The sequence below is a fragment of the Jeotgalicoccus sp. S0W5 genome, assembly GCF_011634875.1.
GTDB lineage: Bacteria > Bacillota > Bacilli > Staphylococcales > Salinicoccaceae > Jeotgalicoccus > Jeotgalicoccus marinus.
On record NZ_SIRQ01000003.1, the window covers coordinates 241,736 to 266,635 of the forward strand.

The 24,900-nt window shown below is 36.8% G+C and carries 21 protein-coding genes and 1 other RNA gene; 16 read left to right on the top strand and 6 right to left on the bottom strand.

Translation table 11 applies throughout. The annotated features are described in order from the left end of the window. Positions 1–10 precede the first annotated feature (10 nt). The 13 genes from ruvB to EYB29_RS03580 all read left to right on the top strand — a co-directional run bounded on the left by ruvB (position 11) and on the right by EYB29_RS03580 (position 16,291). Positions 11–1,009 (top strand): Holliday junction branch migration DNA helicase RuvB, encoded by a 999-nt coding sequence (gene ruvB / locus EYB29_RS03520; RefSeq protein WP_166626598.1) that lies wholly within the window; start codon positions 11–13, stop codon positions 1,007–1,009. Positions 1,010–1,028: 19 nt separating this feature from the next. Further along, positions 1,029–2,051, top strand: coding sequence for a tRNA preQ1(34) S-adenosylmethionine ribosyltransferase-isomerase QueA (gene queA / locus EYB29_RS03525; protein WP_166626599.1), 1,023 nt, complete (start codon positions 1,029–1,031; stop codon positions 2,049–2,051). 12 nt (positions 2,052–2,063) lie between these two features. After that, complete coding sequence (gene tgt, locus EYB29_RS03530; RefSeq protein ID WP_026866489.1) at positions 2,064–3,209, top strand: tRNA guanosine(34) transglycosylase Tgt; 1,146 nt, start codon at positions 2,064–2,066, stop codon at positions 3,207–3,209. An 18-nt stretch (positions 3,210–3,227) separates the two neighbouring features. Next, on the top strand, positions 3,228–3,485 hold the full coding sequence (gene yajC / locus EYB29_RS03535) for a preprotein translocase subunit YajC (RefSeq protein ID WP_026866488.1): 258 nt from the start codon (positions 3,228–3,230) through the stop codon (positions 3,483–3,485). Positions 3,486–3,580: 95 nt separating this feature from the next. Beyond that, positions 3,581–5,860, top strand: a complete 2,280-nt coding sequence (gene secDF, locus EYB29_RS03540) for a protein translocase subunit SecDF (protein WP_166626600.1) — start codon at positions 3,581–3,583, stop codon at positions 5,858–5,860. Positions 5,861–5,914: 54 nt separating this feature from the next. Beyond that, on the top strand, positions 5,915–8,158 hold the full coding sequence (gene recJ, locus EYB29_RS03545) for a single-stranded-DNA-specific exonuclease RecJ (protein WP_166626601.1): 2,244 nt from the start codon (positions 5,915–5,917) through the stop codon (positions 8,156–8,158). 14 nt (positions 8,159–8,172) lie between these two features. After that, positions 8,173–8,691: an adenine phosphoribosyltransferase gene (locus tag EYB29_RS03550; protein WP_166626602.1), complete on the top strand. Its 519-nt coding sequence runs from the start codon at positions 8,173–8,175 to the stop codon at positions 8,689–8,691. Between the two features lie 104 nt (positions 8,692–8,795). Beyond that, entirely contained in the window at positions 8,796–10,976 is a 2,181-nt protein-coding gene (locus EYB29_RS03555) for a RelA/SpoT family protein (RefSeq protein WP_166626603.1), read from the top strand. Between the two features lie 9 nt (positions 10,977–10,985). Further along, entirely contained in the window at positions 10,986–11,438 is a 453-nt protein-coding gene (dtd, locus tag EYB29_RS03560; RefSeq protein ID WP_166626604.1) for a D-aminoacyl-tRNA deacylase, read from the top strand. Next, positions 11,438–12,175, top strand: coding sequence for an N-acetylmuramoyl-L-alanine amidase family protein (locus EYB29_RS03565; protein ID WP_166626605.1), 738 nt, complete (start codon positions 11,438–11,440; stop codon positions 12,173–12,175). Before dtd ends, EYB29_RS03565 begins: the two co-directional genes overlap by 1 nt. Before the next feature lie 301 nt (positions 12,176–12,476). Further along, positions 12,477–13,739, top strand: a complete 1,263-nt coding sequence (hisS, locus tag EYB29_RS03570) for a histidine--tRNA ligase (protein WP_166626606.1) — start codon at positions 12,477–12,479, stop codon at positions 13,737–13,739. After that, complete coding sequence (gene aspS / locus EYB29_RS03575; RefSeq protein WP_166626607.1) at positions 13,740–15,500, top strand: aspartate--tRNA ligase; 1,761 nt, start codon at positions 13,740–13,742, stop codon at positions 15,498–15,500. Between the two features lie 71 nt (positions 15,501–15,571). Next, positions 15,572–16,291 carry a YwaF family protein gene (locus EYB29_RS03580; protein WP_166626608.1) on the top strand — a complete coding sequence of 240 codons (720 nt, stop codon included), beginning with the start codon at positions 15,572–15,574 and terminating at the stop codon, positions 16,289–16,291. Between the two features lie 84 nt (positions 16,292–16,375). On the opposite strand, the gene EYB29_RS03585 is transcribed toward EYB29_RS03580, so the two are convergent. Genes EYB29_RS03585 through EYB29_RS11565 form a run of 3 tightly spaced genes read right to left on the bottom strand, consistent with a single transcriptional unit; the run spans position 16,376 to position 18,697 of the window. After that, the gene (locus EYB29_RS03585; RefSeq protein WP_026866478.1) at positions 16,376–18,028 is read right to left on the bottom strand and encodes a b(o/a)3-type cytochrome-c oxidase subunit 1; all 1,653 of its coding nucleotides are present in this window, start codon (positions 18,026–18,028) and stop codon (positions 16,376–16,378) included. A 16-nt stretch (positions 18,029–18,044) separates the two neighbouring features. Beyond that, complete coding sequence (locus EYB29_RS03590) at positions 18,045–18,536, bottom strand: cytochrome c oxidase subunit II (RefSeq protein WP_026866477.1); 492 nt, start codon at positions 18,534–18,536, stop codon at positions 18,045–18,047. 8 nt (positions 18,537–18,544) lie between these two features. Further along, complete coding sequence (locus EYB29_RS11565; RefSeq protein WP_240921823.1) at positions 18,545–18,697, bottom strand: cytochrome c oxidase subunit 2A; 153 nt, start codon at positions 18,695–18,697, stop codon at positions 18,545–18,547. Between the two features lie 119 nt (positions 18,698–18,816). Here EYB29_RS11565 and EYB29_RS03600 point away from each other — a divergent pair, with 119 nt between their 5' ends. Both EYB29_RS03600 and ssrS read left to right on the top strand, forming a co-directional pair. Then, entirely contained in the window at positions 18,817–19,512 is a 696-nt protein-coding gene (locus tag EYB29_RS03600) for a Crp/Fnr family transcriptional regulator (RefSeq protein WP_051220472.1), read from the top strand. Between the two features lie 59 nt (positions 19,513–19,571). Continuing rightward, positions 19,572–19,766, top strand: a non-coding RNA gene (gene ssrS, locus EYB29_RS03605) — 6S RNA. A gap of 68 nt (positions 19,767–19,834) precedes the next feature. Here the strand turns inward: ssrS and EYB29_RS03610 are convergent. Then, entirely contained in the window at positions 19,835–21,106 is a 1,272-nt protein-coding gene (locus EYB29_RS03610; RefSeq protein ID WP_166626609.1) for a replication-associated recombination protein A, read from the bottom strand. An 82-nt stretch (positions 21,107–21,188) separates the two neighbouring features. Between EYB29_RS03610 and EYB29_RS03615 the strand changes: the two genes are divergently transcribed. Continuing rightward, the gene (locus tag EYB29_RS03615; RefSeq protein ID WP_026866474.1) at positions 21,189–21,605 is read left to right on the top strand and encodes an RrF2 family transcriptional regulator; all 417 of its coding nucleotides are present in this window, start codon (positions 21,189–21,191) and stop codon (positions 21,603–21,605) included. A gap of 55 nt (positions 21,606–21,660) precedes the next feature. Here the strand turns inward: EYB29_RS03615 and EYB29_RS03620 are convergent, their stop codons facing one another. Then, positions 21,661–23,346 (bottom strand): ABC1 kinase family protein, encoded by a 1,686-nt coding sequence (locus EYB29_RS03620; protein ID WP_166626610.1) that lies wholly within the window; start codon positions 23,344–23,346, stop codon positions 21,661–21,663. Between the two features lie 75 nt (positions 23,347–23,421). After that, on the bottom strand, positions 23,422–24,774 hold the full coding sequence (locus EYB29_RS03625) for an aspartate kinase (RefSeq protein WP_166626611.1): 1,353 nt from the start codon (positions 24,772–24,774) through the stop codon (positions 23,422–23,424). Between the last annotated feature and the right edge of the window lie 126 nt (positions 24,775–24,900).

The window sequence follows — 24,900 nt, forward strand, 5'->3', positions numbered from 1 at the left end:
GAGTGACATTATGGATGAACGTATTCTCGATGAACATGAACACGGTGATGAAGCGTCCTTAGAACTCTCGCTACGGCCGGTTAAATTATCACAATATATCGGACAGCATGCCATTAAAGAAAATTTAAATGTCTTCATAAAAGCAGCAAAGATGCGTGAAGAAGCACTTGATCACGTCATCTTACATGGCCCACCAGGTTTAGGTAAAACGACATTGGCAAACATTATTGCTGCTGAGATGGATGTAAACATCAAGACCACCTCAGGACCAGCAATTGAACGAGCAGGTGATCTTGCTGCCATATTATCTAGTCTAGAACCTGGCGATGTCCTCTTTATAGATGAGATTCATAGAATTCCGAGAGTCGTTGAAGAGGTCTTATATTCAGCTATGGAAGACTTTTTCATCGATATCGTTATCGGTAGTGGGGATGAAGTGAGGAGTATAAGAATTGACTTGCCGCCTTTTACGCTGGTTGGTGCCACAACGCGCTTCGGTTCTTTATCTGCGCCGTTAAGAGACCGCTTTGGGGTACAACTTAGATTAGAATATTACGATCTTGAAAGTCTTAAACATATCATCGAACGTACTGCAGATATATTTGAAGTCACCTTGCCGCTAGATAGTATGAATGAACTTGCGAGACGCTCTCGTGGTACGCCTAGAATTGCCAATCGTCTACTCAGACGTGTGAGAGATTTTTCTATGGTAAAAGAAGAGGATGAGATTACTTTAGAGACTACGAACCATGCTTTAAAAGTTTTAGAGGTTGATCCAGAAGGCTTAGAACCAGTGGATCACAAAATAATGCGGACGATTATTGAAACATACGGTGGCGGTCCAGTTGGACTAGAAACAGTTGCAGTCTCGATTGGTGAGGAAGTTGTAACATTAAATGATGTGTACGAGCCTTATTTAATTCAACGAGGATTTTTAGAACGTACACCGAGAGGACGTAAAGCGACTGCTAAATCCTTCGAATATTTTAAAGACAGCAAAACGAACTAAGTTAAAGTGGAGGATACACATGAAGTTAGACGAATTTGATTTCGACTTACCTGAAAATTTAATTGCACAGACACCCTTAAAAGAGCGTACACATTCTCGTTTACTCGCAGTCAATAAATCGACAGGTGAACTTTCAGACAAACATTTTTATAATGTGACGGATTACTTTAAGCGTGGTGACGTGCTCGTTTTAAATGACACAAAAGTCTTACCGGCACGTCTATTTGGTGTTAAAGAAGATACTCACGCCAAAGTTGAAATGCTACTTTTAAAACCGATAGAAGTAGGTTATGAGGTGCTTCTAAAACCCTCTAAAAAGGTTAAAGTGGGAACGAAAGTGATCTTTGGTGAAGGGCGTTTAATTGCGGAGTGTGTCGAGAAATTTGATGAAGGTATTCACCATATGAAGTTGAGCTATGATGGCATTTTAGAAAATGTCTTAGATGAACTCGGTGAGATGCCTCTACCACCTTATATTAAAGAAAAGTTAGAAGATAAGGACCGCTACCAAACAGTCTTTGCACGTGAGTCAGGTTCTGCTGCTGCACCAACTGCTGGCTTACATTTTACTAAAGACTTACTTAGTGAAATCGAAGAATTAGGCATAAAAATTGTCTACATTACCTTACATGTTGGTCTCGGTACCTTTAGACCTGTTTCAGTAGACACGGTTGAAGATCACGTTATGCATAGTGAGTTTTACACCATGACTGACAGTGTAGCAAAAACTTTAAATGAAGCAAAACAAGCTGGAAATAACATAATCAGTGTGGGTACGACGAGTACAAGAACACTTGAGACTATTATGCATGATCACGGGGAATTTAAGGCAGCATCAGGCTTTACTGATATTTTTATTTACCCAGGTTTTGAATATAAAGCTGTCGATGTATTGATTACTAACTTCCATTTACCTAAGTCATCGTTAGTTATGTTAGTGTCCGCATTTGCGACAAAAAATAATATTTTAAATGCTTACCACCATGCAGTAAATGAAGAATATCGTTTCTTTAGTTTTGGTGATGCAATGATTTTATATTAAAGAGGTGACAAAATGGCTATACGTTATGAACATATAAAAACTTGTAAACAAACTGGTGCACGTCTAGGAAAGCTTCATACACCGCATGGTGTTATCGACACGCCAATTTTTATGCCAGTTGGCACACTCGCAACAGTTAAGACGATGACACCGGAAGAACTCGCTGATATCGGCTCACAGATTATTTTATCGAACACTTATCACCTCTGGTTACGTCCGGGTAATGAAATTGTTAAAGAAGCGGGTGGCCTTCATAAATTTATGAACTGGGATAAGCCAATCCTTACTGATTCTGGTGGTTTCCAGGTCTTTAGTTTGAGTCATAGAAGACAAATTACTGAAGATGGTGTGCACTTTAAAAGTCATTTAGACGGTAGAAACTTATTCCTAGGACCTGAAGGTGCTATGGATATCCAACATGACCTCGGTTCAGATATCATGATGAGTTTTGATGAGTGTGCTGAGATTCCATCAACACATGATTACGTCAAACAGTCTGTAGAAAGAACATCTCGATGGGCTGAAAGAGGCTTGAATCACCACATTAAAAAAGGACACGATAAACACCAGGCACTCTTTGGTATCGTCCAAGGTGGAGAATATAAAGACCTCCGTGAACAAAGTGCCAAAGATTTAGTGTCTATGGACTTTCCAGGCTATTCAATTGGAGGCTTATCCGTTGGAGAACCCAAACCAACGATGTATAGAGTCCTTGAAGAAACCGTACCCTTATTACCTGAAAATAAGCCAAGATATTTGATGGGTATCGGATCTCCAGACGCTTTAATCGAAGGTGTCATTCGTGGTGTGGATATGTTTGACTGTGTCTTACCGACACGCATCGCTAGAAATGGTACTACAATGACATCACAAGGACGAGTCGTAGTTAAGAACAAAGTCTATGAGCGAGATTTTACACCGCTAGACCCGAACTGTGATTGCTACACTTGTAAGAATTATACGAGAGCATACATACGTCACCTGTTCAAGGCGGATGAAATTCTCGGTTTACGACTTACTACTTATCATAACTTGTATTTTCTGTTAAACTTGATGAAAGATGTTCGAACTGCAATTTTAAATGATAACTTACTAGATTTTAAAGAAGCATTTTTCGAATCTTACGGATTGAATAAAGAAAATCCGAAAAATTTCTAAGCAGGAGGAAGCAGCTAGATGGAATTATTAGTTACATTAGCGCCGATAATCGTCTTAGTACTTGTTATGTACTTCTTGATGATTCGCCCGGCACAGAAGAGACAAAAAGAAGTTCAAAACATGCAAGCTAATCTTCAAAAAGGCGATGACATCATTACAATTGGTGGAATGCACGGTACAATTGAATCATTTGACCAAAAACATATGTACGTGCGTACAGATGAATCAGTTGTCATTAAATTTGACCGTATTGCCTTAAAAGAAGTAGTTAAATAATGAAAATAAAGTCGACTGTAGTCGGCTTTTTTTATATTTATCTTTCTTTTCATTAGCGTTATAATGAACTCACTGTTGAAACTAGAGGTGTAGTAGTGAAAAAGAAAATTAATAAAATAATAATCGCATTAATGATTGTTGTCGTGTCCTTTACGGCAATTGGTTTAACGTTAAAAGATGTCTTAAAAGACGTCAATCTAGGTTTGGATTTACAAGGTGGTTTCGAGGTACTTTATCAAGTTGATCCTTTAGAAGAGGGGGATACGATTGACGATAGTGCTGTTGAATCGACCGCATCAACGTTAGATTCACGTGTTAACGTGCTCGGTGTATCAGAACCAAGTATTCAAATCGAGGATAATAATAGAATTAGAATACAGCTAGCAGGTGTAGAAGATCAGCAAGAAGCACGTGAATTATTAAGTACACAGGCAGAACTGACCATCCGTGATGTTGATGATAATGTTTTACTTTCTGGTAAAGACTTAGTTCAGGGCGGCGCATCTCAGGGCTATGATGAACTGAATAATGCAATGGTGTCACTTGAACTACGTGATAGTAATAAATTTAAAGAAGTCACTGAGGAAATTTCTTCTAAACCACAAGGTGAAAACCTGATGGTGATTTGGATGGACTTTGTAGAAGGTGAAGATTCATTCGCCGAAGAAGTTCAAAAGGAAGACCCTAAATTTATCTCTGCACCGACTGTTTCACAACCGATTAATTCTTCAGATGTCATGATTTCTGGCGGATTTGACGGTCAAGAAGGTGTAGAACGTGCACAAAATATTGCAGCACTATTAAACTCTGGTTCATTACCTGTTAAATTAACTGAGATTTATTCGACTTCAGTTGGTGCACAGTTTGGTGAACAAGCTCTAGATGAAACGGTCACTGCTGGATTGATTGGTGTTGCTTTAGTATTTATATTTATGATTTTCTTCTATAGAGTACCTGGCATCATTGCGGCGATTACTCTAACAATCTATATCTATCTTACATTAGTTGGCTTTAATGCAATCAGTGGTACATTGACCCTCCCAGGTATTGCGGCAATCATACTGGGTGTTGGTATGGCTGTGGACGCGAACATTATATTATACGAGCGATTAAAAGACGATATTAGGATTGGCCGAAGCTTAAAACAAGCTTATAAAAAAGCAGCATCTTCATCCCTATGGACGATTGTAGATGCGAACTTAACAACATTAATCGCTGCTATTGTGCTCTTTATATTTGGTACTAGTAGTGTTAAAGGGTTCGCAACAATGCTACTCTTATCAATTCTAATGAGTTTTATTACAGCAGTAGTCTTAACGAGAGTACTTATGAATTTAATCGTTAATTCAAATTACTTTAATAAAAAAATATCTTGGTTTGGTGTAGCTAAAAAGAACATTCATAATATTACTGAAGGTAAAGACATTGAAGATCTTTCATCAATTTGGGACCGTTTTGACTTTGTCAAACATGCCAACAAGTTCTTTGCCCTTAGTGGTTTAATGATTGTAGCGGGTATTGTGATTCTCTTTATTTTTAAATTAAATTTAGGTATCGATTTTACAAGCGGGACACGTGCTGATATTACGACAGATGGTAATGTGACTGAAAGTGAAGTCACAGAAGAGCTCAGTGACCTAGGGGTTCCAGCAGAGTCAATTACAATGTCAGGTGAGGATACATTTGTAGCACGCTATGCGACTGATTTGAGTCAAGAGGAAGTCACTGACTTACAAAATCACTTTAATGAACTTTATGGTTCAGAACCAATGATTAGTACGGTGAGTCCTGTGATTGGTCAGGAGCTTGTACAAAATGCAATAGTAGCCTTAATTATTGCTTCGATTGGTATTATCATTTATACGTCGATTCGTTTTGAATGGCGAATGGCGCTTCCAGCAGTACTTGCGCTCTTACATGACGTCTTTATAATTATTGCAGTTTTCTCTATCTTAAGGCTTGAGGTTGATATAACTATCATTGCAGCAGTATTGACCGTCGTTGGTTATAGTATCAATGATACAATTGTTACTTTAGATAGGATTAGGGAAAATAATAGAAAAGTTAAAGTATACCGAAGTGAAGCTGAAATTAATGAAGTCATCAATCGTTCCTTAAGACAGACAGCGACAAGATCAATTAATACAGTATTGACAGTTATTATAGTTGTCGTCCTCTTGGTACTATTTGGAGCGACTTCAATCTTTAACTTCTCACTAGCTTTACTCATTGGTTTAATCAGTGGTGTATATTCTTCATTCTTCATTGCTATTCAACTATGGGGAGTGCTTAAACGTAGACAGCTTAGAAAAGCAGGTGGAGAATTAGTTGTCTATACTGATAAACCAAAAAATGATGATAAAGTGGTAGTATAACATTAGTACATTCAAACGTCCGGTTACGCCGGGCGTTTTTTAAGAGGTGATTGAGTGTTTACGTCAAAATTTACATGGCAAGTAAGAGAACGAACGAGCCAAATTGAAGATCAGCTAATTAAAGAATATAAATTAAACCATTTAGAGCAGACATTACTAGAAAATCGTGGCTATACATCAAGCGTTGAAGTGGAGACAATTCTAAATCCACAAACTTATAATTGGCAATATATCCCGAACATCCAGCATGCTATCAATATAATTAATACCCATCTTGAAAATAATAGTCGCATCTTAATTTATGGAGATTACGATGCTGATGGTATTACATCTACTGCTATGCTGTATGACGCTTTAAGAGGTAAAAGTGACAATGTATCTTATTTTATTCCAAACCGTATAGAACATGGTTATGGGCCGAACTATGATTTTTTTGAATTTGAAGTTGTGGGCAACGTCGATTTAGTTATTACTGTAGATAATGGTGTGGCACACAGTGAAGAGATCGGTTTATTAAGAGATAATGACATTGAAGTTGTCGTTATTGATCACCATAGTTTTTCAGAAGAAATTCCAAATGCAACCATTGTTCACACTGACTATAAAGAGAGTGCCTATCCCTTTAAGGAACTCGCAGCAGCAGGTGTGACATACAAGGTGATTGAAGGTTTAGACTTAATGAAAGACCAATATCTCGGTTTACTTGCTATTGGTACTGTGGCAGATATTGTCTCAATGACAGATGAAAACAAAATGTTAGTAAAAGCAGGCTTAAAAGTGCTGAACGAACAACTTCCACTTGGATTAAAATCATTACTTAAAACGAGTAATCACAGTGGATTGATTGATGAAGAGACGATAGGTTTTACAATCGCACCTAGACTGAATGCAACAGGTAGAATCGATGAGGCTTCTATTGGTGTAGAACTCCTACTCACCGAGGATGAAAACCAGGCTTATGAACTGTCAAGTGTGGTTGATGGTTTAAATACGGAGCGTAAGGCACTTGTAGAAACTATATACAATGAAGCGGTACAACAGATAGATGAGAGTAATGAAATTAATATTGTTATTGGAGAGACCTGGCATCATGGTGTATTAGGTATAGTCGCTTCTAGACTCACCGATGCTTTTGGAAAACCAGCTATCGTCTTAAGCCGAGACTTTGAGCTTTTTAAAGGCTCTGCACGGTCTATAGACGGTGTAAACTTACTTGAAGCGTTGAGGAAGTACCCTGAGTATTTCGAATCCCTGGGTGGACACTCTCAGGCACTCGGTCTAGCGATTTACGAGAGTGGGGCAGAAGAATTTAAAACGACCGTTACTGACCACTTCAACAATTTGAACTTGAAGTTAAAACCAGTTAAATTTATAGATTATAAAATTACTAAAGATAATTTGACCATGAAAGATTTTGAACGAATGTCTAGACTCAAACCGTTTGGTAAAGACTTTAACGTACCCACATTCATGATTACTAATCAAACAATCAAGAGCATTCGCCAAGTTGGTAAAGATAAGACACATATTAAAATTAATTTAGATGATACGGATATTGATATCATAGGTTTTAAATTTGGTCACTTATATAATGAAGTACAAGTAGGAGACCGGATTTCTCTTATCGGCACTTTAGATATCAATGAATTCAATCATAAGAGAAGTCTTCAGATGATTCTTTCAGATGCAAGAGTGGATGACCTACAGATATTAGATATGAGGGCGAAAAATGACCAAGACTTCTCACTAGTATCTAAAGAAGATACCTTTCTAACGTCTGATGTAAATGAGACGGAAAAAGGAAACTATTTTGTTTACGGTGAGGAATTACCTTTAGCAATGGACACACTTGTACTTAGAGATATTCCTTACTCCCTTTCGGCACTAAAAGAAAGTTTATCCGGTATTCAAGCCTCTAAAATCATCGTTATTTTTAACGATAAAAATGAGCTCTTCTTTGAAGGTTTACCTAGTAAACAAATTATTGAAAAGACAGATGCAGTCATTAAAAAAGCGGAGAATGGCTCAATCGATCTTACAATTCATGCACCGTACCTAGCTAGTAAACTTGATATATCTATGAAGAACTTGAAAAATATTATAGATATTTTAGTGGATTTAAGCCGTATTACGTTAGAACATGGTATAGTATATAAGGATAAAATCGAAGATGATATTGATATTGAACAGAGCGTGCATTTAAGACGCTTGACTGATAAAATTGAAGCGGAAGCAAAATTAAAAATGTCATCTGGGATTAAAATGAAAGATTATTTACGGACATTAATTACGACGTAAATGTGGAGGAAATTATGGATTTAAAACAGTATGTATCAGAAGTAGAAGACTGGCCGAAAAAAGGTGTCAGTTTTAAAGACATTACAACAATAATGGATAATGGTCCAGCATATAAGTATGCCACTGATCAGATTGTTCTTTATGCGAAAGAAAAAGATATCGATGTTGTAGTTGGACCAGAAGCACGTGGCTTTATTATCGGATGTCCAGTCGCTTACAGCATGGAAATTGGCTTTGCACCGGTACGTAAAAAAGGTAAGTTACCAAGAGAAGTGTTAGAATATGAATATGAGCTAGAATATGGTACAAACGTACTAACGATGCATAAGGATGCAATCAAACCTGGCCAACGCGTCTTAATTACTGATGACTTACTTGCTACAGGTGGGACGATTTTAGCGACAATCAAACTTGTGGAGGCACTTGGTGGTATTGTTGCGGGAATTGCATTTTTAATTGAACTAAAATACTTAAATGGTATGGAACTGCTAGAAGGTTATGATACCATTTCCTTAATAAGTTACGAAGATTAAGTTAAAGCCTGTTTATACAGGCTTTTTTATATAGCAAATGTTTTATTCAACGTTTATTTGTAGTATTATTATGCTATATCTAATTTAAGAAGGGCGGTCTGATCATGGATAAGGAATACCCATATAGTGCGAAAGACGTATTCAACATGTGCAGTGAATACATAGATGACAGCGATGTCCGTCTTATTAAAAAAGCATATGGTCTTGCAAAAGAAGCTCATGAGGGGCAATTCCGTAAAAATGGTCTGCCGTACATTGCACATCCTGTCCAAGTTGCAGGCATTTTAACAGAATTAAAACTAGATGCACCAACAATTATCGCAGGCTTTCTTCACGATGTCGTAGAAGATACGCCGTATACATTTGATGATCTTGCAGAGATGTTTAATGAAGAAGTTGCGGTTATTGTAGATGGTGTAACAAAATTAGAAAAAGTAAAATATCGTTCTCATCAAGAGCAGCAAGCTGAAAACCACCGTAAGCTCTTCATTGCAATAGCTAAAGACATAAGAGTTATTTTAGTTAAGCTGGCAGACCGCTTACACAATATGAGAACGCTAAAGGCAATGCCTGAGGAAAAGCAGGTGAGAATTTCTAAGGAAACATTAGAAATCTATGCACCACTAGCACATCGACTTGGTATCTCAAGTATTAAATGGGAGCTAGAAGATACTTCACTAAGATACATTGAACCTGGTCAATATTTCCGTATTGTTAGCCTGATGAAGAAAAAGCGTAGTGAGAGAGAAAATGTTATCAATGAAGCAATTGAAAAGATTGACCTTGAGCTTACAGATAGTCAAGTCAATCATAATCTGTCTGGACGACCTAAACACATCTATAGTATCTATAAAAAGATGCAAAAACAGGCAAAGAATTTTGAGCAAATCTTTGATTTACTTGCAATTCGTGTCTTAGTAGACGATGTGAAGGATTGTTATGCAGCACTTGGTATTATTCATACTATATGGCGACCGATGCCAGGACGATTTAAAGACTATATTGCTATGCCGAAACCGAATATGTATCAATCGCTACATACGACGGTCGTTGGGCCGAATGGTGATCCATTGGAAATACAAATTCGAACCCATGAAATGCATGAAATTGCTGAGCACGGGGTCGCTGCACATTGGGCCTATAAAGAAGGTGTTGATGCATCGAAAGTATCGCTAGATTCTAGGCTAAACTGGTTTAAAGAAATAGTAGGAAATGTTTCTGATAATCCAGATGCCGAAGAATTTATGGCAGCCTTAAAAACTGACTTATTGAGTGATAAAGTATATGTCTTTACACCAGATGGTGATGTCATTGAATTACCTAAAGGTGCCATACCGATTGATTTTGCCTATCAGGTTCACTCAGAAGTGGGTAATAAGATGGTTGGAGCGAAGGTGAATGGTAAAATTGTTCCGATTGATCATGAGTTAGAAACTGGTGACATCTTAGAAATTAGAACAAGTAAACAATCATATGGTCCAAGTATTGACTGGCTTAAGATGGTAAAAACATCTTCTGCTCGAAATAAGATACGGTCATTCTTTAAGAAACAAGATAAGGCTTTAAATATAGAAAAAGGGCGAACTGCTGTAGAGGCAGAAATCAAAGAACGTGGTTATAATCCTGATGAAATATGGAAAGAAAATTATATTGATGCCGTCTTAGACCGCTATAATTTACGTGAGGCTGATGACCTTTTCGCGATGATCGGTTTTGGAGGAGTAACTGCTAACCAAGTGACTAACCGCTTATTAGAAAAGGTTAAGGCAAAAGAAGCAGAACTTAAATCCAATAATGTTGAAGAGATAGACAGAACTAAGGAATATAAAGATATAGCAACTGAATCCGGTGTCTATGTTGAAGGCATGGATAATATGTTGATCAACTTATCCAAATGTTGTAATCCAATTCCTGGTGATGACATTATCGGCTACATTACTAAGGGACACGGTGTGAAAGTACACGTTAGTACATGTCCAAACATTATCAATGAAACTGAGCGTTTAATTGATGTAGAATGGGTTGGAAACAAAGAAGAGAACAAGCGATATCAAGTTGATTTAGAAATTACTGGTTATGACCGAAATGGCCTAGTCAATGAAATACTAAATTTAATTTCAAGCTTAAAAGTGCCAATTACGAGAGTAAATGGCTTAGCTGATGAAACAAAACAAGCTAGGGTAAGTTTATCGATTATGGTACCGAACAAACATGACTTACACCGTGTTGTAGATAGAATTAGACAATTACAAGATATATACAGCGTTGAACGCGTATTTAAGTGAGGGATGACGATGAAGATTGTATTACAAAAAGTATCACATGCATTAGTTAGCAATAACGAAATGTATAATGAGATCAATGATGGCTATTGCTTATTAGTAGGTGTGAGTCAATCATCCACTGTAGCTGATGCCAAGGCACTCGCTAAAAAAATTGCCAGTGCTCGTGTGTTCGAAGACGCAGAAGGTAAAATCAATCGATCAATCCAAGAAGTAGGCGGTCAAATCTTAAGTATCTCTCAGTTCACCTTATATGCTTCATTGAAAAAAGGGAATCGACCGAGCTTTACCGATGCTGCATCTGGTGACGTGGCAAAAGATTTATATCAAGCATTCAATGAAGGTTTAAGAGATGAGGGACTCATAGTTAAAGAAGGTTTCTTTGGTGAACATATGGACGTTAGAATTGTGAATGACGGTCCGATTACACTCATCTATGAAGCTGTGGATGGAAAAATAGTCTGATGGATACAATCAAAGCATTTTTTAAAAAAGTAGTATCGAATATTTTATATTTCTTAAAATATAAAAAACATTTATATGTAAAGCCTTTATTCATTTTAATTATTGCAGTTGGAATTTTATATTTAGCTGTTTATATATACAGAACGGTGATTCATGAACCTGAACAAACAATTACAATGGATTTTTCAAATGAAACAGAAGCACCAACCTATGATTTAAGTGGGGTCACTGTGGCGCTTGATCCTGGCCATGGCGGTGAAGATCCGGGTGCACCAAGTCAGTACGGTGAAAATGAAGATAATGTTGTCTATTCGATTGCTTCTAAGTTACAGACCACTTTAGAGGATTCAGGTGCTGAAGTCATTATGACACGCGGCGAAGAAGAAACGAAGAGTTTAGACGATAGGAAGGTTGAAGCAGATTTATTTATAAGCTTACATAGTGATGCTTTTGATGATCCTGCTATATCTGGTTTTACTACTTTTTATACTTATCCAGAACAAGAAGCCTTCGGTCAACATTTAAATGAAGCCTTAGATCGACATTCATTCCTTTATAATCGTGGGAATCAAACGATGAACTATCAGGTCACATGGCAGTTAGATTATCCTGGGGTTTTAGTTGAACTCGGTTATCTTTCAAATGAGTTTGATGACTATATCTTAAATGAAACGGAATATCAAGATAAGATGGTGACAGCGTTAATAGAAGGTATTAATTCTTATGTTCATAGATAACTTGACATAAACAATAATTCTGACTATTATTAAGAGACTAATTATAAATAATTAATTTTGCAAAGAGAGTATCTATATAAAAAGCAATAGAGAAATTCACCTAGGCTGGAAGTGAATGCTTAAAAAGATATTGGCCGACACTTTGCTCACACATCTGAAAATAAGCGGCAACAACCGTTATCTGTCTTGAGAGTACGATACTCGTACTGAACATAGGGTGGCACCACGACCATTTCGTCCCTTATACCATTTTTGGTATAAGGTTTTTTTGTATTTAAATAATTTATTTAGGAGAGATAATATGATTCAAGTACCAAGAGGTACCCAAGATATTTTACCGTCGGAATCTTATAAGTGGCAGTTTATAGAAAAAAAACTAGCTGAAGTTGCTAAAAGTTATAACTATAAAGAAATTCGCACACCTGTGTTCGAATCAACTGAACTTTTTGTCAGAGGTGTCGGCGGATCAACTGATATCGTCAATAAGGAAATGTATACCTTCCAAGATAAGGGTGATCGTAGTCTAACATTGCGCCCTGAAGGTACTGCTCCCGTGGTAAGAAGTTATATAGAGAATAAGATGCAACATGATGTTGAGCAACCCACAAAACTTTATTATTTAGCACCGATGTTTCGTTATGAAAGAAAGCAAAAAGGTAGATATCGTCAATTCGTTCAATTTGGTATAGAAGCAATTGGTGTAGAGGATCCATTAATCGATGTTGAAGTCATCAGTATGTTGATGAATATTTACCAATCATTTGGCTTGAAAAAGCTTAAGCTTAAGATAAATTCAATTGGTGATATCGATTCTAGAAATGAATATAATAAAGCCTTGGTTGAGCATTTTTCTCCAAGAATTGGTGAATTTTGTAGTGATTGTCAAAGCAGAATTAACACCAATCCAATGCGAATTCTAGACTGTAAGAAGGATAAGGACCATGAACTTGTTCAAACGGCTCCGAGAATGTACGATTATCTGAATGACGAATCAAAAGCATACTTTGAGGCAGTAAAAAACAAACTAGATGATTTAGATATCGAGTACGAAGTAGATTATAATCTCGTACGTGGTTTAGATTACTATACGCATACTGCCTTTGAGTTAATGAGTGATTCTGAAGGATTCGGAGCCATAACAACTTTATGTGGTGGCGGTCGTTATAATGGACTCTTAGAGCTGTTAGATGGGCCACAAAAAACGGGTATTGGCTTTGCCTTAAGTATTGAACGTCTACTTTTGGCACTAGAAGCTGAAGGTATCACAATTCCAGATGAAAGTGGCATTGAACTATACATTTGTACAATGACTGATGAAGCGCGTGATGTTGCAAGTACTTTACTTCACAAGCTTAGAAAAAACAATATTAGTGCAGAAATGGATTATGAAAATCGAAAACTGAAAGCTCAGATGAAAGACGCAGACCGAAAAAATGCACGTTATACCATCGTCTTAGGTGATGATGAGTTAAGTAGTGAATCGGTTGATATCAAAGAGATGGATACTGGCAATAGTAAAAATGTGAAATTCGACGAATTAATACAATTTTTGGAGGACCAATAAATGACAAGAATATTTTCAAATGAAGTGACCTTAGACAAGGATGGTGAGCAGGTTCATATACAAGGATGGGTACAAAAGCGTCGTGATTTAGGTGGATTAATTTTTATTGATATGCGTGACTTAAAAGGGCAAGTGCAGGTCGTCTTCAACCCAGATGTGTCTCTTGAAGCGCTTAAGATTGCAGATACAATCCGCACAGAATATGTTGTGAGTATTCATGGTGAAGTAATCAAACGAGATGAATCTCAAGTGAATAAAAATATTCCATCTGGTGACATTGAAATTTTAGCGAGTGACATTGAAATCTTAGCAAAAGCTAAGACGCCACCGTTTCAAGTGAGCGAAGACAAGGTAAATGAAGATACACGGTTAAAATATCGTTATATTGACCTCCGTCGTAAAAAACTACAAAATATTTTACGTACGAGATATAAAATTAATAAAGCTGTCAGAAATTTCTTAGATAAAGAAGATTTCATGGATATTGAAACACCTGTTTTATCTAAATCATCTCCTGAGGGTGCGAGAGATTATCTTGTACCTTCTAGAGTACATCCAGGAGAATTTTATGCACTACCACAATCGCCACAAATCTATAAGCAACTATTAATGTTGTCTGGTCTAGAAAGGTATTACCAAATCGTTAAATGCTTTAGAGATGAAGATTTACGAGCAGACCGTCAGCCAGAATTTACACAGATAGACATTGAAAAATCATTTACTAACATAGAAGATATGATTGAGATGAATGAACGGTTAATTCAGTTTGTTATGAAAAAGGTTAAAAATATTGATGTGCCTGCACCATTTAGCCGAATCACTTACGATGAAGCAATGGCGAGATACGGGGTAGATAAACCCGATACGCGTTTTGCTTTAGAACTACAAGATATTAGTGAATTTGCTAAGACATCAGACTTTAAAGTATTCTCATCTGCAGTAGAAAGCGGAGGTATGGTGAATGCTTTAGTACTAGAGGGCCAAGCTAAAAACTATTCACGTAAGGATATTGATAAGCTTGAAGCATTCGTTAAAAATTACGGTGCTAAGGGTCTCGCCTGGTTGAAGGTCAGTGAAGAAGGGTTACAAGGTCCAATTGCAAAATTCTTTGATGATGAAAGTCAAAAGGAATTATTTAAAAAACTTGACCTTAAAACTGATGACCTTGTCCTATTCGTTGCAGATAAAACTTCTGTTGTACATGCAAGCCTAGGTAACTTAAGAAATAAATTAGGTAAAGATTTAGGATTGATCGACCCAGAACAATTTAACTTCATATGGGTAACCGACTGGCCATTACTAGAATACGACGAAGAACTTGAACGTTATTTTGCGGCCCACCATCCATTTACTTCACCTAGAGAAGAAGATATTGATAAACTAGAAACAGCACCTGAAGAAGTAAAAGCAAACGCCTACGACATTGTTTTAAACGGCTATGAACTCGGTGGTGGATCGATTCGTATTTCAGACTCAAGTCTTCAAGAAAAAATGTTTAAAGCACTTGGATTTACTGATGAGGAAAGAGACAGACAGTTTGGTTTCCTAATTGAAGCCTTCCAATATGGTGCACCACCACATGGTGGTATTGCTTATGGGTTAGACCGCTTTGTAATGCTATTAACAGGATCTGATAATATCAGAGATGTTATTGCCTTTCCTAAGACGCAAAATGCAAGTGATTTAATGATGCAAGCACCTTCTGAAGTTTCTAAAGCTCAATTAAAAGAGTTAAATATTGATTTAGACATTGGCAAATAAGACGAAAATTGTTTACACTTAGACTGAGATGAATTCATCTCAGTCTATTTTTAAAATTATGGAGGCGGGGAATGCAAACATTCGTTGATCCAAATGCAGCGACAATTGAACTCGGCAGTTTAGAGCACATCATTTATTTGATTGGATTTGCCCTAGTTATTGCATTTTTAATCAAGAACAGATGGTGGGTAAAAGAAGAACCAAAAAAGGCAATGGTGATAATACTTTCATTTGCCGTTTTACAGCGCGTTCTGAGTGTCATTTACTTTGTCGGATTCACTGATTATTCATTAACTGAGTCCTTACCATTGCACATTTGCCGTTTAGTTTGCTATCTGATTATCATTCAGTTCTTTGTAAACAAAGCTTGGTTGGATCAAATTATTTTTTATTGGGGAATTTTTGCTTACGCATCATTCATCTATCCTGTAGGCATCTCATCACCATTCCACATGCTTGGTGTAACATTCTTTATCCTGCATAGTTTAATTATCGTATATCCATATATCAGACATGCCATTAATGGCTTTGTACCTAATATCAAAGGTTCAATAATTTCTGCATTAGGTTTTATGGTATATATGACAGTTGCACACTTATTAAATAAATCAATAGGTAGTAATTACTTCTACACTATTGACCGGCCATTCTGGCAAGACTTAGGAGAGTTCGAATATTATATTATTACACTTTCTGGTGTGATGTTTGGTTTTGTTATTGTCGGCATACTGATACAATCAGTTATACCAATGTTCCGTTATATTACAAAGAGTCGATTAAAAGAAAATTAAACTTTATTTATGAAAAACAAGCAGGCAATATAAAAAATGGTATGAACATCCATTGTTTAAGATGTTCACACCATTTTTATTTTGCTACCATAACTTAAAGCCTTTAGCACCTGGAATGTTCTCTGTAAACATTTGTGTGATTGGTACCGTGTAGGCAATTAGTACTAAAAAGGCTGTAATTATAAAGAGCAGCCTCCAATTATCGACCCATCTGACTGGCGGATCATTCTGATCAAGGAATTCTGCGACAGGAAATTCTTCAATTTCATCTGTTTTTGGTCCAGTAATCAATTTCAGGAACATTAGTATTGCGATAATAATTGCAATGAATAAGAAAGAACCCCCGACGGCTTGCATGACCTGATAAGTAATCCATTCTTCTGCGACTGGCGCACCGCCGTATTCAGAGAAGGTTGAACGACGTGGAGCGCCTCTTAATCCTGCAAAGTGCATAGCTGCAGACATAATACCCATACCCAGTGCCCATGTGTAAGCGAGCATCAGTCCCAATCTGTTCGCAATGCGGTCGATTTTATGTCCTGTAATATGTGGAAGTAAAAATAACATTGCTGCGAAGTAGGTAAGTACGACAGGTGCACCTACTGTGATGTGGAAGTGACCCACAATCCAAATCGTATTGTGTACCAATTGGTTCATTTGACCGGATGCATTAATAATACCTCCAAGTCCACCTGGAACGAAGAAGAGCATACCTATAAATACCAGCACAAATCGTGCATCAGACCATGGTAATTTTTTAAACCAATCTAATAAACCAGTGGCGCCTTTGTTACGTCCATAAGTTTCAAATACAGCAAACATACTAAAGGCAGTCATTAAGGATGGAATAATAACCATGAAAGTTAGAACAACTTGTAGTCCTTTCCAAAATGCATCAATACCAGGATCAACGAGTTGGTGGTGAATACCAACTGGGATACTGAAGAATAAGAATAATACAAAAGCAAGACGCGCTAGTTTATCTGAGAATCCTTTTGTACCTAATATTTTTGGCATCACTGCGTACCATACCATGTAAGCAGGTAAGAGCCAGAAGTAAACCAAGGCATGACCAAAATACCAGAATAAGGTACGACTTAGTGTAATATTTATTGTCTCAACCCAACCAACGGACCAAGGAATAAATTGGAATAGTACTGTTGTTGCAACACCTATTGTACAGACATACCACATAAGGTTATTTACAGCTGTCATATAGCTCAGTAAAGGTGTCTTTTGTCCTTTATTCTCTTTGCGCCAACGGAAGTAACGCATCATTTGGCCTAAAGCAGACAACCATGTACCAACGATGACTAGCGTTAATCCAATATAGAAAATAACATGTGCTTGAAGCGGTGCATAAAAAGTATATAAAACTGAAGCTTCATTAGTCGCAATCATCACCGCGGCCATAAGCGTACCGACAGTCATTACCCAAAAGCCAATCCAACCGAGTCGACGTTCTTTGTTGTTTAACGGACCTGCAGTTCTTGAAAGCGCAGCAATTTGAAAGCCCATTATAAAGAAGAATGTCATGACTAAGGCAAGTATAACACCGTGTAATGTTAAAAGTTGATAATAACCGATACCAAAAGGTAATTCGAATTGACCTGAACGTACTAAGGTCTGCAGGAGACCAGCAGATCCACCGATAAGTAAGGCGAATGCAACCCAAAACATGTTTGCTAAAACAAGTTTACTATCTTTAGAATCTACCTTAGTGTGTGGTGCAAACATTTGAGCAGTTGTGAAATTAGTCATTCGTTGTACCTCCATCTACGATTTTCAATTTAGATGTCATATCAGCATGACCGACACCACAATATTCGTTGCAGAGTATTAGATGTTCTCCAGGCTCATCAAAGGTCATATCATATGTGGAAATTAGACCCGGTTCAGCCATCATGTTGATATTTGTCCCAACGACTTGAAAGCCGTGAACAACATCTGGGCTGGTGACATGGACTTTAACTTTAGAACCCACAGGAATTTCAACTTCACCTGGTTCATACATAAAAGCACTCGCAACAAAATATAAATCATAATCATGATCTCCAGAAGTTGCCTCGACGAGTCCGGGCTCTTTAAATCGTTCATCATCTCTGACATGTTCAGGATTTATAGTTTCAATACCACTTGCAGCAGGTGTGTGCCCACCATGGACTGCAGATATACCTAAAATAATTAAAAATATCGCAAGAGAACCGGTCCCAAGCGTAATCCAAATTTTCTCAAACTTGTGCATGTGTTAACCTACATCCTTTCCATGAATAAAATAAATGCACCGAACCAACTGAGTAACATTAAACCTCCGAGAAAAAGTACCATCATAAATGTGCCTCTTAAATCCATATTTTGATGGCTATCTTCTTCGTTCTTTTTGTCTAAATTTTTCTTCTCAGTCATACTTTCACCTTCTTTACGAATGTTTTCTATACATAAATTGTAAGCGAGTAGGCCTCAGAAAAAAGTGATATTTGTCACACTTTATGATAAAATTTACTCAAATGACTGGAGGTTAAATTATGATGAATAATACAATTTTTTATCCTGACCAACTCATTAGTCTTATAGAAACTCACGGCTCAAAAATGAGCTTTAACAAAGGCGATTATATTTATTATCCAGGTGATGAAACAACCTACATATGCACCATTAAAAAAGGACAAGTATTTATTAGTCGTATGCAACCAGAAGGTGTTGAATTGGCCACAAATTTAATTAGTGAGAAAGGCATATTTGGTGCTGTAACACTCTTTTGTGGACCGAAAGTTCATGCAACTTACGCTAAGGCAAAAGTAAATACAGAAATCTATAAAATTTCTAGAAAGAGATTTGAGACTCTAATATTAGAAAATGAAGATATAAAAACAGAATGGATGCACTGGGTAGAGATTGATCGACAACGCTCAATTACTAAAATGCGAGACAATATCATGTACGGTAAAATTGGGGCACTTTGTTCAACTTTAATTCGCTTATCCAATTCATTTGGTGAAAAGACTTCAAAAGGGATTGTAATTAAAACAAAGATTACAAACCAAGAGATGGGGCAATTGTGTGGAACCTCTAGAGAGGTCGTTAATAGATTATTGAGAGAATTAATTCAGCAGGAATTGATTACAATAGAAAATAAAGTAATTACAATACATAACATCGAAAAACTACGACATATGATTAATTGTGAAGACTGTCATATAGATGTTTGCCAAGTATTTTAAAGCGCTTTCAGACTTTTTAGTTTACTTCTATATATTTTGTGGTATTATTATATTAATAGAAATTCCTGAAGAGTTCGTGATGTGTTGAATTATATTTTGACCTAACACCTTTTTAAACGGGAGCCTAATTGGTTTTCCTTCGAAAAACAAGCCTATGAACGCAATAGGACGTTTGGAGTTGGGAACAGGGCACCCACCTGCAAATAGCAGGCCAAAATAATCAACAATAACACACGGCTTATGTTGGGTATTTCGGTAGCCACCAAGTTTTCTTGGTGGTTATTTTTTATGAGAAAAAGCAGTGTGGATTTTCCACACCGCTTTATTTATTTAAATTTTTAAGTTTGCGATAGGTTTCGGTTAAAGTTTGCTCGTATTTACTAATGCCATCATCTTTATAATATCTCTTATTTTTAATCGCATCAGGTAGATATTGTTGACTAACAACATGGTTAGGATAATCATGTGGGTATTTGTAGCCAATGGCATTACCTAATTCCTTAGCACCTTTATAATGTCCATCCCTTAGATGGCGAGGTATTGCACCGGTTTTTCCTTTACGTATGTCAGATAATGCCTGATCAATACTTGTAATTGCTGTATTTGATTTAGGTGTTAAGGCGAGCTCAATTACAGCTTGTGACAAGGGAATACGCGCTTCTGGAAAACCAAGTCGTTCTGCAGCAATTATCGCATCAAGTGTTCTTGATGCGATGTTTGGATTTGCAAGGGAAATATCTTCATAAGCAATGACGAGTATACGTCTTGCAATTGTAACCAAATCACCAGCTTCAATTAAACGTGCTAGGTAGTGAAGCGCTGCATCGACATCGCTACCACGAATAGATTTCTGTAAGGCGCTCATTACATCATAATGCATGTCACCGTCTTTATCGTGTAAGAATGCTGATTTTTGCATACAATCTAAGGCATCTTGCAAGGTGATGTTAACAGTACCATCTTCTTTGTTAGAACTTAAGGCAGCAAGCTCTAGAGCATTTAAAGCACTTCTTACATCACCATGTGAAGAGGAAACAAAGTGTTCAATTGCATCGTCTTCAATTGTTATATTTAAATCAGCTAAACCACGTTCACTATCGTTAAGAGCTCTCTGGATTGCGGTTTTAATATCCTCTGTTTCTAATGGATTTAGTTCAAAAATTTGAGTTCTTGAGCGAATGGCGGGATTAATTGCATGGTAGGGATTGGAGGTTGTCGCCCCAATTAGAATAATCGTACCTTTCTCTAAATGAGGTAAAAGAAAATCTTGTTTAGCCTTATCCAGCCTGTGGATTTCATCTAAGAGTAAGATGACACTCCCGCTCATTTTACCTTCTTCTGCCACAATCTGCATATCTTTCTTAGTATCCGTCACCGCATTTAAAGTGCGGAATTTATATTTAGTTGAACCAGCAATGGCACTTGCTATACTGGTCTTACCAATACCCGGTGGGCCATATAAAATCATTGATGACAATCTTTTTGCGTCGACCATACGTCTTATAATACCACCTTGGCCGACGAGATGGTTCTGACCTAGGACTTCATCAATATTTTGAGGACGCATTCGATAGCTTAACGGTTGGTTATTCATAGTTTTTCACCTTACTTTAAAGATATGTTATATTTAATTATAATACAAAATCTTTATGAACTTAAATTTTAGAGGTGTAACAATGAAAATATCCACTAAAGGTAGATATGGATTATATTTTATGCTGACATTAGCAAAAGAATATGGCATAAAAAAACGTAGTGTAAAATCAGTAGCAATAGAAAGAGATATTAGTGATTTATATCTAGAACAGATTGTTGCTAACTTAAAGAAAGATGGTTTAGTTAAAAGTACAAGAGGTGCGTACGGGGGATATGAACTAAATTATCCACCAAAAGAAATAACAGTAGGGCAAGTGTTCTCTGCAGTAGAAGAAAATGTCATGGTGGTTGATTCCGACGATCATGAGAGTAAAAATGAAAGCTTCTTGTGGAAACGTATTGGTAATGCCGTTAACGATGTGTTAGATCACACGACCTTACACGATATTATCGACAATGATACAGATGAATTTGATGGATATATGTTTTATATCTAAATGTTAAATGCCCCTAGATTAAAAAATCTAAGGGCATTTTTTATATACCTATTCTTTAGAACCTACCTGATTTAACGATTGACCAGAGGAGCCAAATAAACATGCCCATTGCAAAAATAGCTGCAATTTCAATGATAGGTATTCTAAAAATAATACTACCTTCACCGAGTATAGCTGAGCCGACTATAAGTCCTACCATGACAATACTAAAGGCAAGTAAAACAATAGAGAAACTAAGTCGGTTAATGACTCTATCTAGATGTTTTGAAAATTGGGAACGGCCTTTAACATCAATTTCAATCGGTAAATTAGAGTTTTTTAAGCCTTTAGAAAACTGGTGCACATTAGAAGTTACATCTCTAAGTTCTGTACCAATTTGCTGGAGCTCATCGATTTGAAAATCGATTAAGTTTTTAGGGTTATATCTTTCAAGTAATAAAGCCTTACCAAACGGTTCAGCAACGTCCATAATACTAAAGTCTGGATCCAGCTTACTGACGACACCTTCTAGAGTTAAGAGTGTCTTCGCTAGTATTGTGAAGTCTTGAGGTAACTTAATTTTATACTTATTCGCAATGCCAAATAAATCATTGACTGCATCAGAGAAATTCAATTTGGATAAGGGAACATCATAATATTTATCTCTCATGATTTCCGCTTCACGATTTAACTTTTTCATTGAGACATCAGCTGGGACAACACCCATTTTTACGATAGATTTAACAACACCTGATGCATCTTTTTTCATTAATGAAATCAGTAATGAACCAAAGTTATTTTTTAAATCACTTGTCAAGCGACCAATCATTCCAAAGTCTAAAAAGACGAGACTGCCGTCATTTAACACACTGACATTACCTGGATGCGGATCACCGTGGAAGTAGCCATCTTCAAAGATTTGTTTAAAAATTGACTTAGCTAGTGTGTCTGCCACTTTACTTCGGTCAATATTTAATGCATCGAGCTTATCGAATTGGTTTATAGGTGTACCTTTTATAAAGTCCATCACTAAAACTTCTTTAGTCGTATAATCCCAATGAATACCAGGGATGATTACACGACTGTCATGCTTATGAGTTTTACTTATGCGTTCCATATTTCTCGCTTCAATCGTATAATCTAATTCATTGATTAAAGCGGTTGAAAATTCATCGATCATATCGGTAACTTGATAGTTTCTTGCCCACTCAAGATTTGACTCAGCGAGTGTTGCTAAATGCCTGAGAATTTCAAGGTCTGTGCGGACAGTCTTTTCAATATTTGGACGTTGCACCTTAACGGCAACATCTTCACCACTTAATAACATTGCCCGGTGAACTTGACCAATTGAGGCAGACCCGACTGGATCTTCATCAAAGATCATAAATATTTCATCCATTGGAGCGCCGAGTGCATCTTCAATAATCGTCTTCACATTGTCACTCGGAAAACTTGGCACGTGACTCTGTAGTTTTTCAAGTTCTTTAATGAGCTCTGGTGGGAGTAAGTCACCACGTGTAGAAGCAATTTGACCTAGCTTAATAAAGGTGGTCCCCATCGATTCGATAAACAAGCGAATTCTCTCTGCATAGGTTAATTCTTGAACTTCATCATCTTTTTGACGAATTAGTAATCTTCTTGGTAGGGAAATTACCTTATCTAGGCCGAGCTCCTCAATAATATAACCAAAGCCACTTTTTGAAATTGCAATTGCAATTTCTCTGTAGCGATTAATGTAAGACACACGTGTTTGCAGACTCATAAACCATCACTCCTATATGAAAAAACGCTTAAGTCTATTATAGAATAAACTAAAGTAATAGTTAAAGTATAGGACTTAGAAAAACTGATTGAATAATGCTTTAATCGCAGGGACATGATCCTGTGACTGTATGGTAAACATCATACTATATTCAGTCGAACCTTGATTCATCATACGAATATTTATATTGCTGTCAGCAAGTGCGGTAGTCACTCGCTGAACGGTTCCGACCTGCCGAGCCATACCAAGTCCGACAATGAATAAGAGACTAAGATTATCTTCGACTTCAATCCATTCAGGCTCTAGTTGTGTGTCGATATCTTCAATGACACGTTCTAAATTGTCGTTGCCTTCAAATTGATTGGAACGTATGATGATTGAAATATCATCAATTCCTGAAGGCATATGCTCATAAGATATGTTGTAATCTTCAAGTATTTGTAAAATCCGCTTTGTAAATCCGACTTCCTTGTTTAAAAGATACTTGTGTAAGTTTATGGAAATAAAACCTTCATCACATGAAAAGCCGATTACCGGAACTTTTGGATCTAAAGCTCTTTCGGCAACAATTTTTGTTCCTTCAACAGTTGGATCATTTGTATTTCTAATCATGACAGGGATTTTTTCCTGATAGAGTGGTTCAAGCGCTTCATCATGGAAGATACCAAAACCTGCATAGGCTAATTCTCGCATTTCTTTATAGGTGATTTCTTTAATCTTATAAGGATTATCTATAATACCTGGGTGTGCTGCAAAAATATAAGACTCATCCGTATAGTTCTCATAAATATCTGCAGATAGTCCTCGGGCAATGATCGCACCAGTTATATCTGATCCACCTCTCGCAAAAGTGATGATGTCATCATCTTCTGAATAGCCAAAGAATCCTGGAATAACTAAGACATCTTCTTCATAGTCTTTAAGTTTTTTTATTTCATCATAAGATGATTGGAGTAAGCGTGCGTTAGCAGGTGTATTTGAAACGATAATACCCGCTTCTTTTGGAGAGACGTACTTACTCGATAAGCCGAGCGTATTGAGGTATGTACTAATTAATTGAGCATTGAAATCTTCACCAGATGATTTAAGCGCATCGAGTAAATATGCTTGTTCCTCTATATTGTTTAAACGGTCATTTAAGATGGCCTCAAAACTTTCGACTATTTTTGTCTCTAAAGAAAGTTCTTCAGCGATTGAACGATAGCGATCCATGATTTCATCTATTATCTTAGAAGTATCCATATTTGCGACTTTATTTGTATAAAGCGCAATAAGTAGATCTGTGACTTTAACGTCATCATCAAAACGTTTACCAGGCGCACTAACGACAATGGTTTTAATGTCACTGTCTCCTTTAACGATTGCTGCAACCTTGTTAATTTGACTTGCATTTGATAAGGAACTTCCACCGAATTTAGCTACTTTCATATTTAACACCTTTTTTTATATATTTTTATTAGTTTATTATATTACAAGAAAAGTTTAGAAAAGTGTAGAGTTTTCTGAATAATGTCTTGAAATTTTTTCAAAACGCATCTAATATGAGAATCTATA

Bases quoted from the DNA above. Each gene is read 5' to 3' on its own strand.
- EYB29_RS03565 (WP_166626605.1), top strand. From the start codon at position 11,438: ATGGATACAATCAAAGCATTTTTTAAAAAAGTAGTATCGAATATTTTA.
- queA (WP_166626599.1), top strand. From the start codon at position 1,029: ATGAAGTTAGACGAATTTGATTTCGACTTACCTGAAAATTTAATTGCA.
- EYB29_RS03590 (WP_026866477.1), bottom strand. From the start codon at position 18,536: ATGCACAAGTTTGAGAAAATTTGGATTACGCTTGGGACCGGTTCTCTT.
- ruvB (WP_166626598.1), top strand. From the start codon at position 11: ATGGATGAACGTATTCTCGATGAACATGAACACGGTGATGAAGCGTCC.
- EYB29_RS11565 (WP_240921823.1), bottom strand. From the start codon at position 18,697: ATGACTGAGAAGAAAAATTTAGACAAAAAGAACGAAGAAGATAGCCAT.
- EYB29_RS03580 (WP_166626608.1), top strand. From the start codon at position 15,572: ATGCAAACATTCGTTGATCCAAATGCAGCGACAATTGAACTCGGCAGT.
- EYB29_RS03555 (WP_166626603.1), top strand. From the start codon at position 8,796: ATGGATAAGGAATACCCATATAGTGCGAAAGACGTATTCAACATGTGC.
- EYB29_RS03550 (WP_166626602.1), top strand. From the start codon at position 8,173: ATGGATTTAAAACAGTATGTATCAGAAGTAGAAGACTGGCCGAAAAAA.
- dtd (WP_166626604.1), top strand. From the start codon at position 10,986: ATGAAGATTGTATTACAAAAAGTATCACATGCATTAGTTAGCAATAAC.
- EYB29_RS03625 (WP_166626611.1), bottom strand. From the start codon at position 24,774: ATGAAAGTAGCTAAATTCGGTGGAAGTTCCTTATCAAATGCAAGTCAA.
- EYB29_RS03610 (WP_166626609.1), bottom strand. From the start codon at position 21,106: ATGAATAACCAACCGTTAAGCTATCGAATGCGTCCTCAAAATATTGAT.
- hisS (WP_166626606.1), top strand. From the start codon at position 12,477: ATGATTCAAGTACCAAGAGGTACCCAAGATATTTTACCGTCGGAATCT.
- aspS (WP_166626607.1), top strand. From the start codon at position 13,740: ATGACAAGAATATTTTCAAATGAAGTGACCTTAGACAAGGATGGTGAG.
- EYB29_RS03615 (WP_026866474.1), top strand. From the start codon at position 21,189: ATGAAAATATCCACTAAAGGTAGATATGGATTATATTTTATGCTGACA.
- EYB29_RS03620 (WP_166626610.1), bottom strand. From the start codon at position 23,346: ATGAGTCTGCAAACACGTGTGTCTTACATTAATCGCTACAGAGAAATT.
- tgt (WP_026866489.1), top strand. From the start codon at position 2,064: ATGGCTATACGTTATGAACATATAAAAACTTGTAAACAAACTGGTGCA.
- EYB29_RS03585 (WP_026866478.1), bottom strand. From the start codon at position 18,028: ATGTTTGCACCACACACTAAGGTAGATTCTAAAGATAGTAAACTTGTT.
- EYB29_RS03600 (WP_051220472.1), top strand. From the start codon at position 18,817: ATGATGAATAATACAATTTTTTATCCTGACCAACTCATTAGTCTTATA.
- yajC (WP_026866488.1), top strand. From the start codon at position 3,228: ATGGAATTATTAGTTACATTAGCGCCGATAATCGTCTTAGTACTTGTT.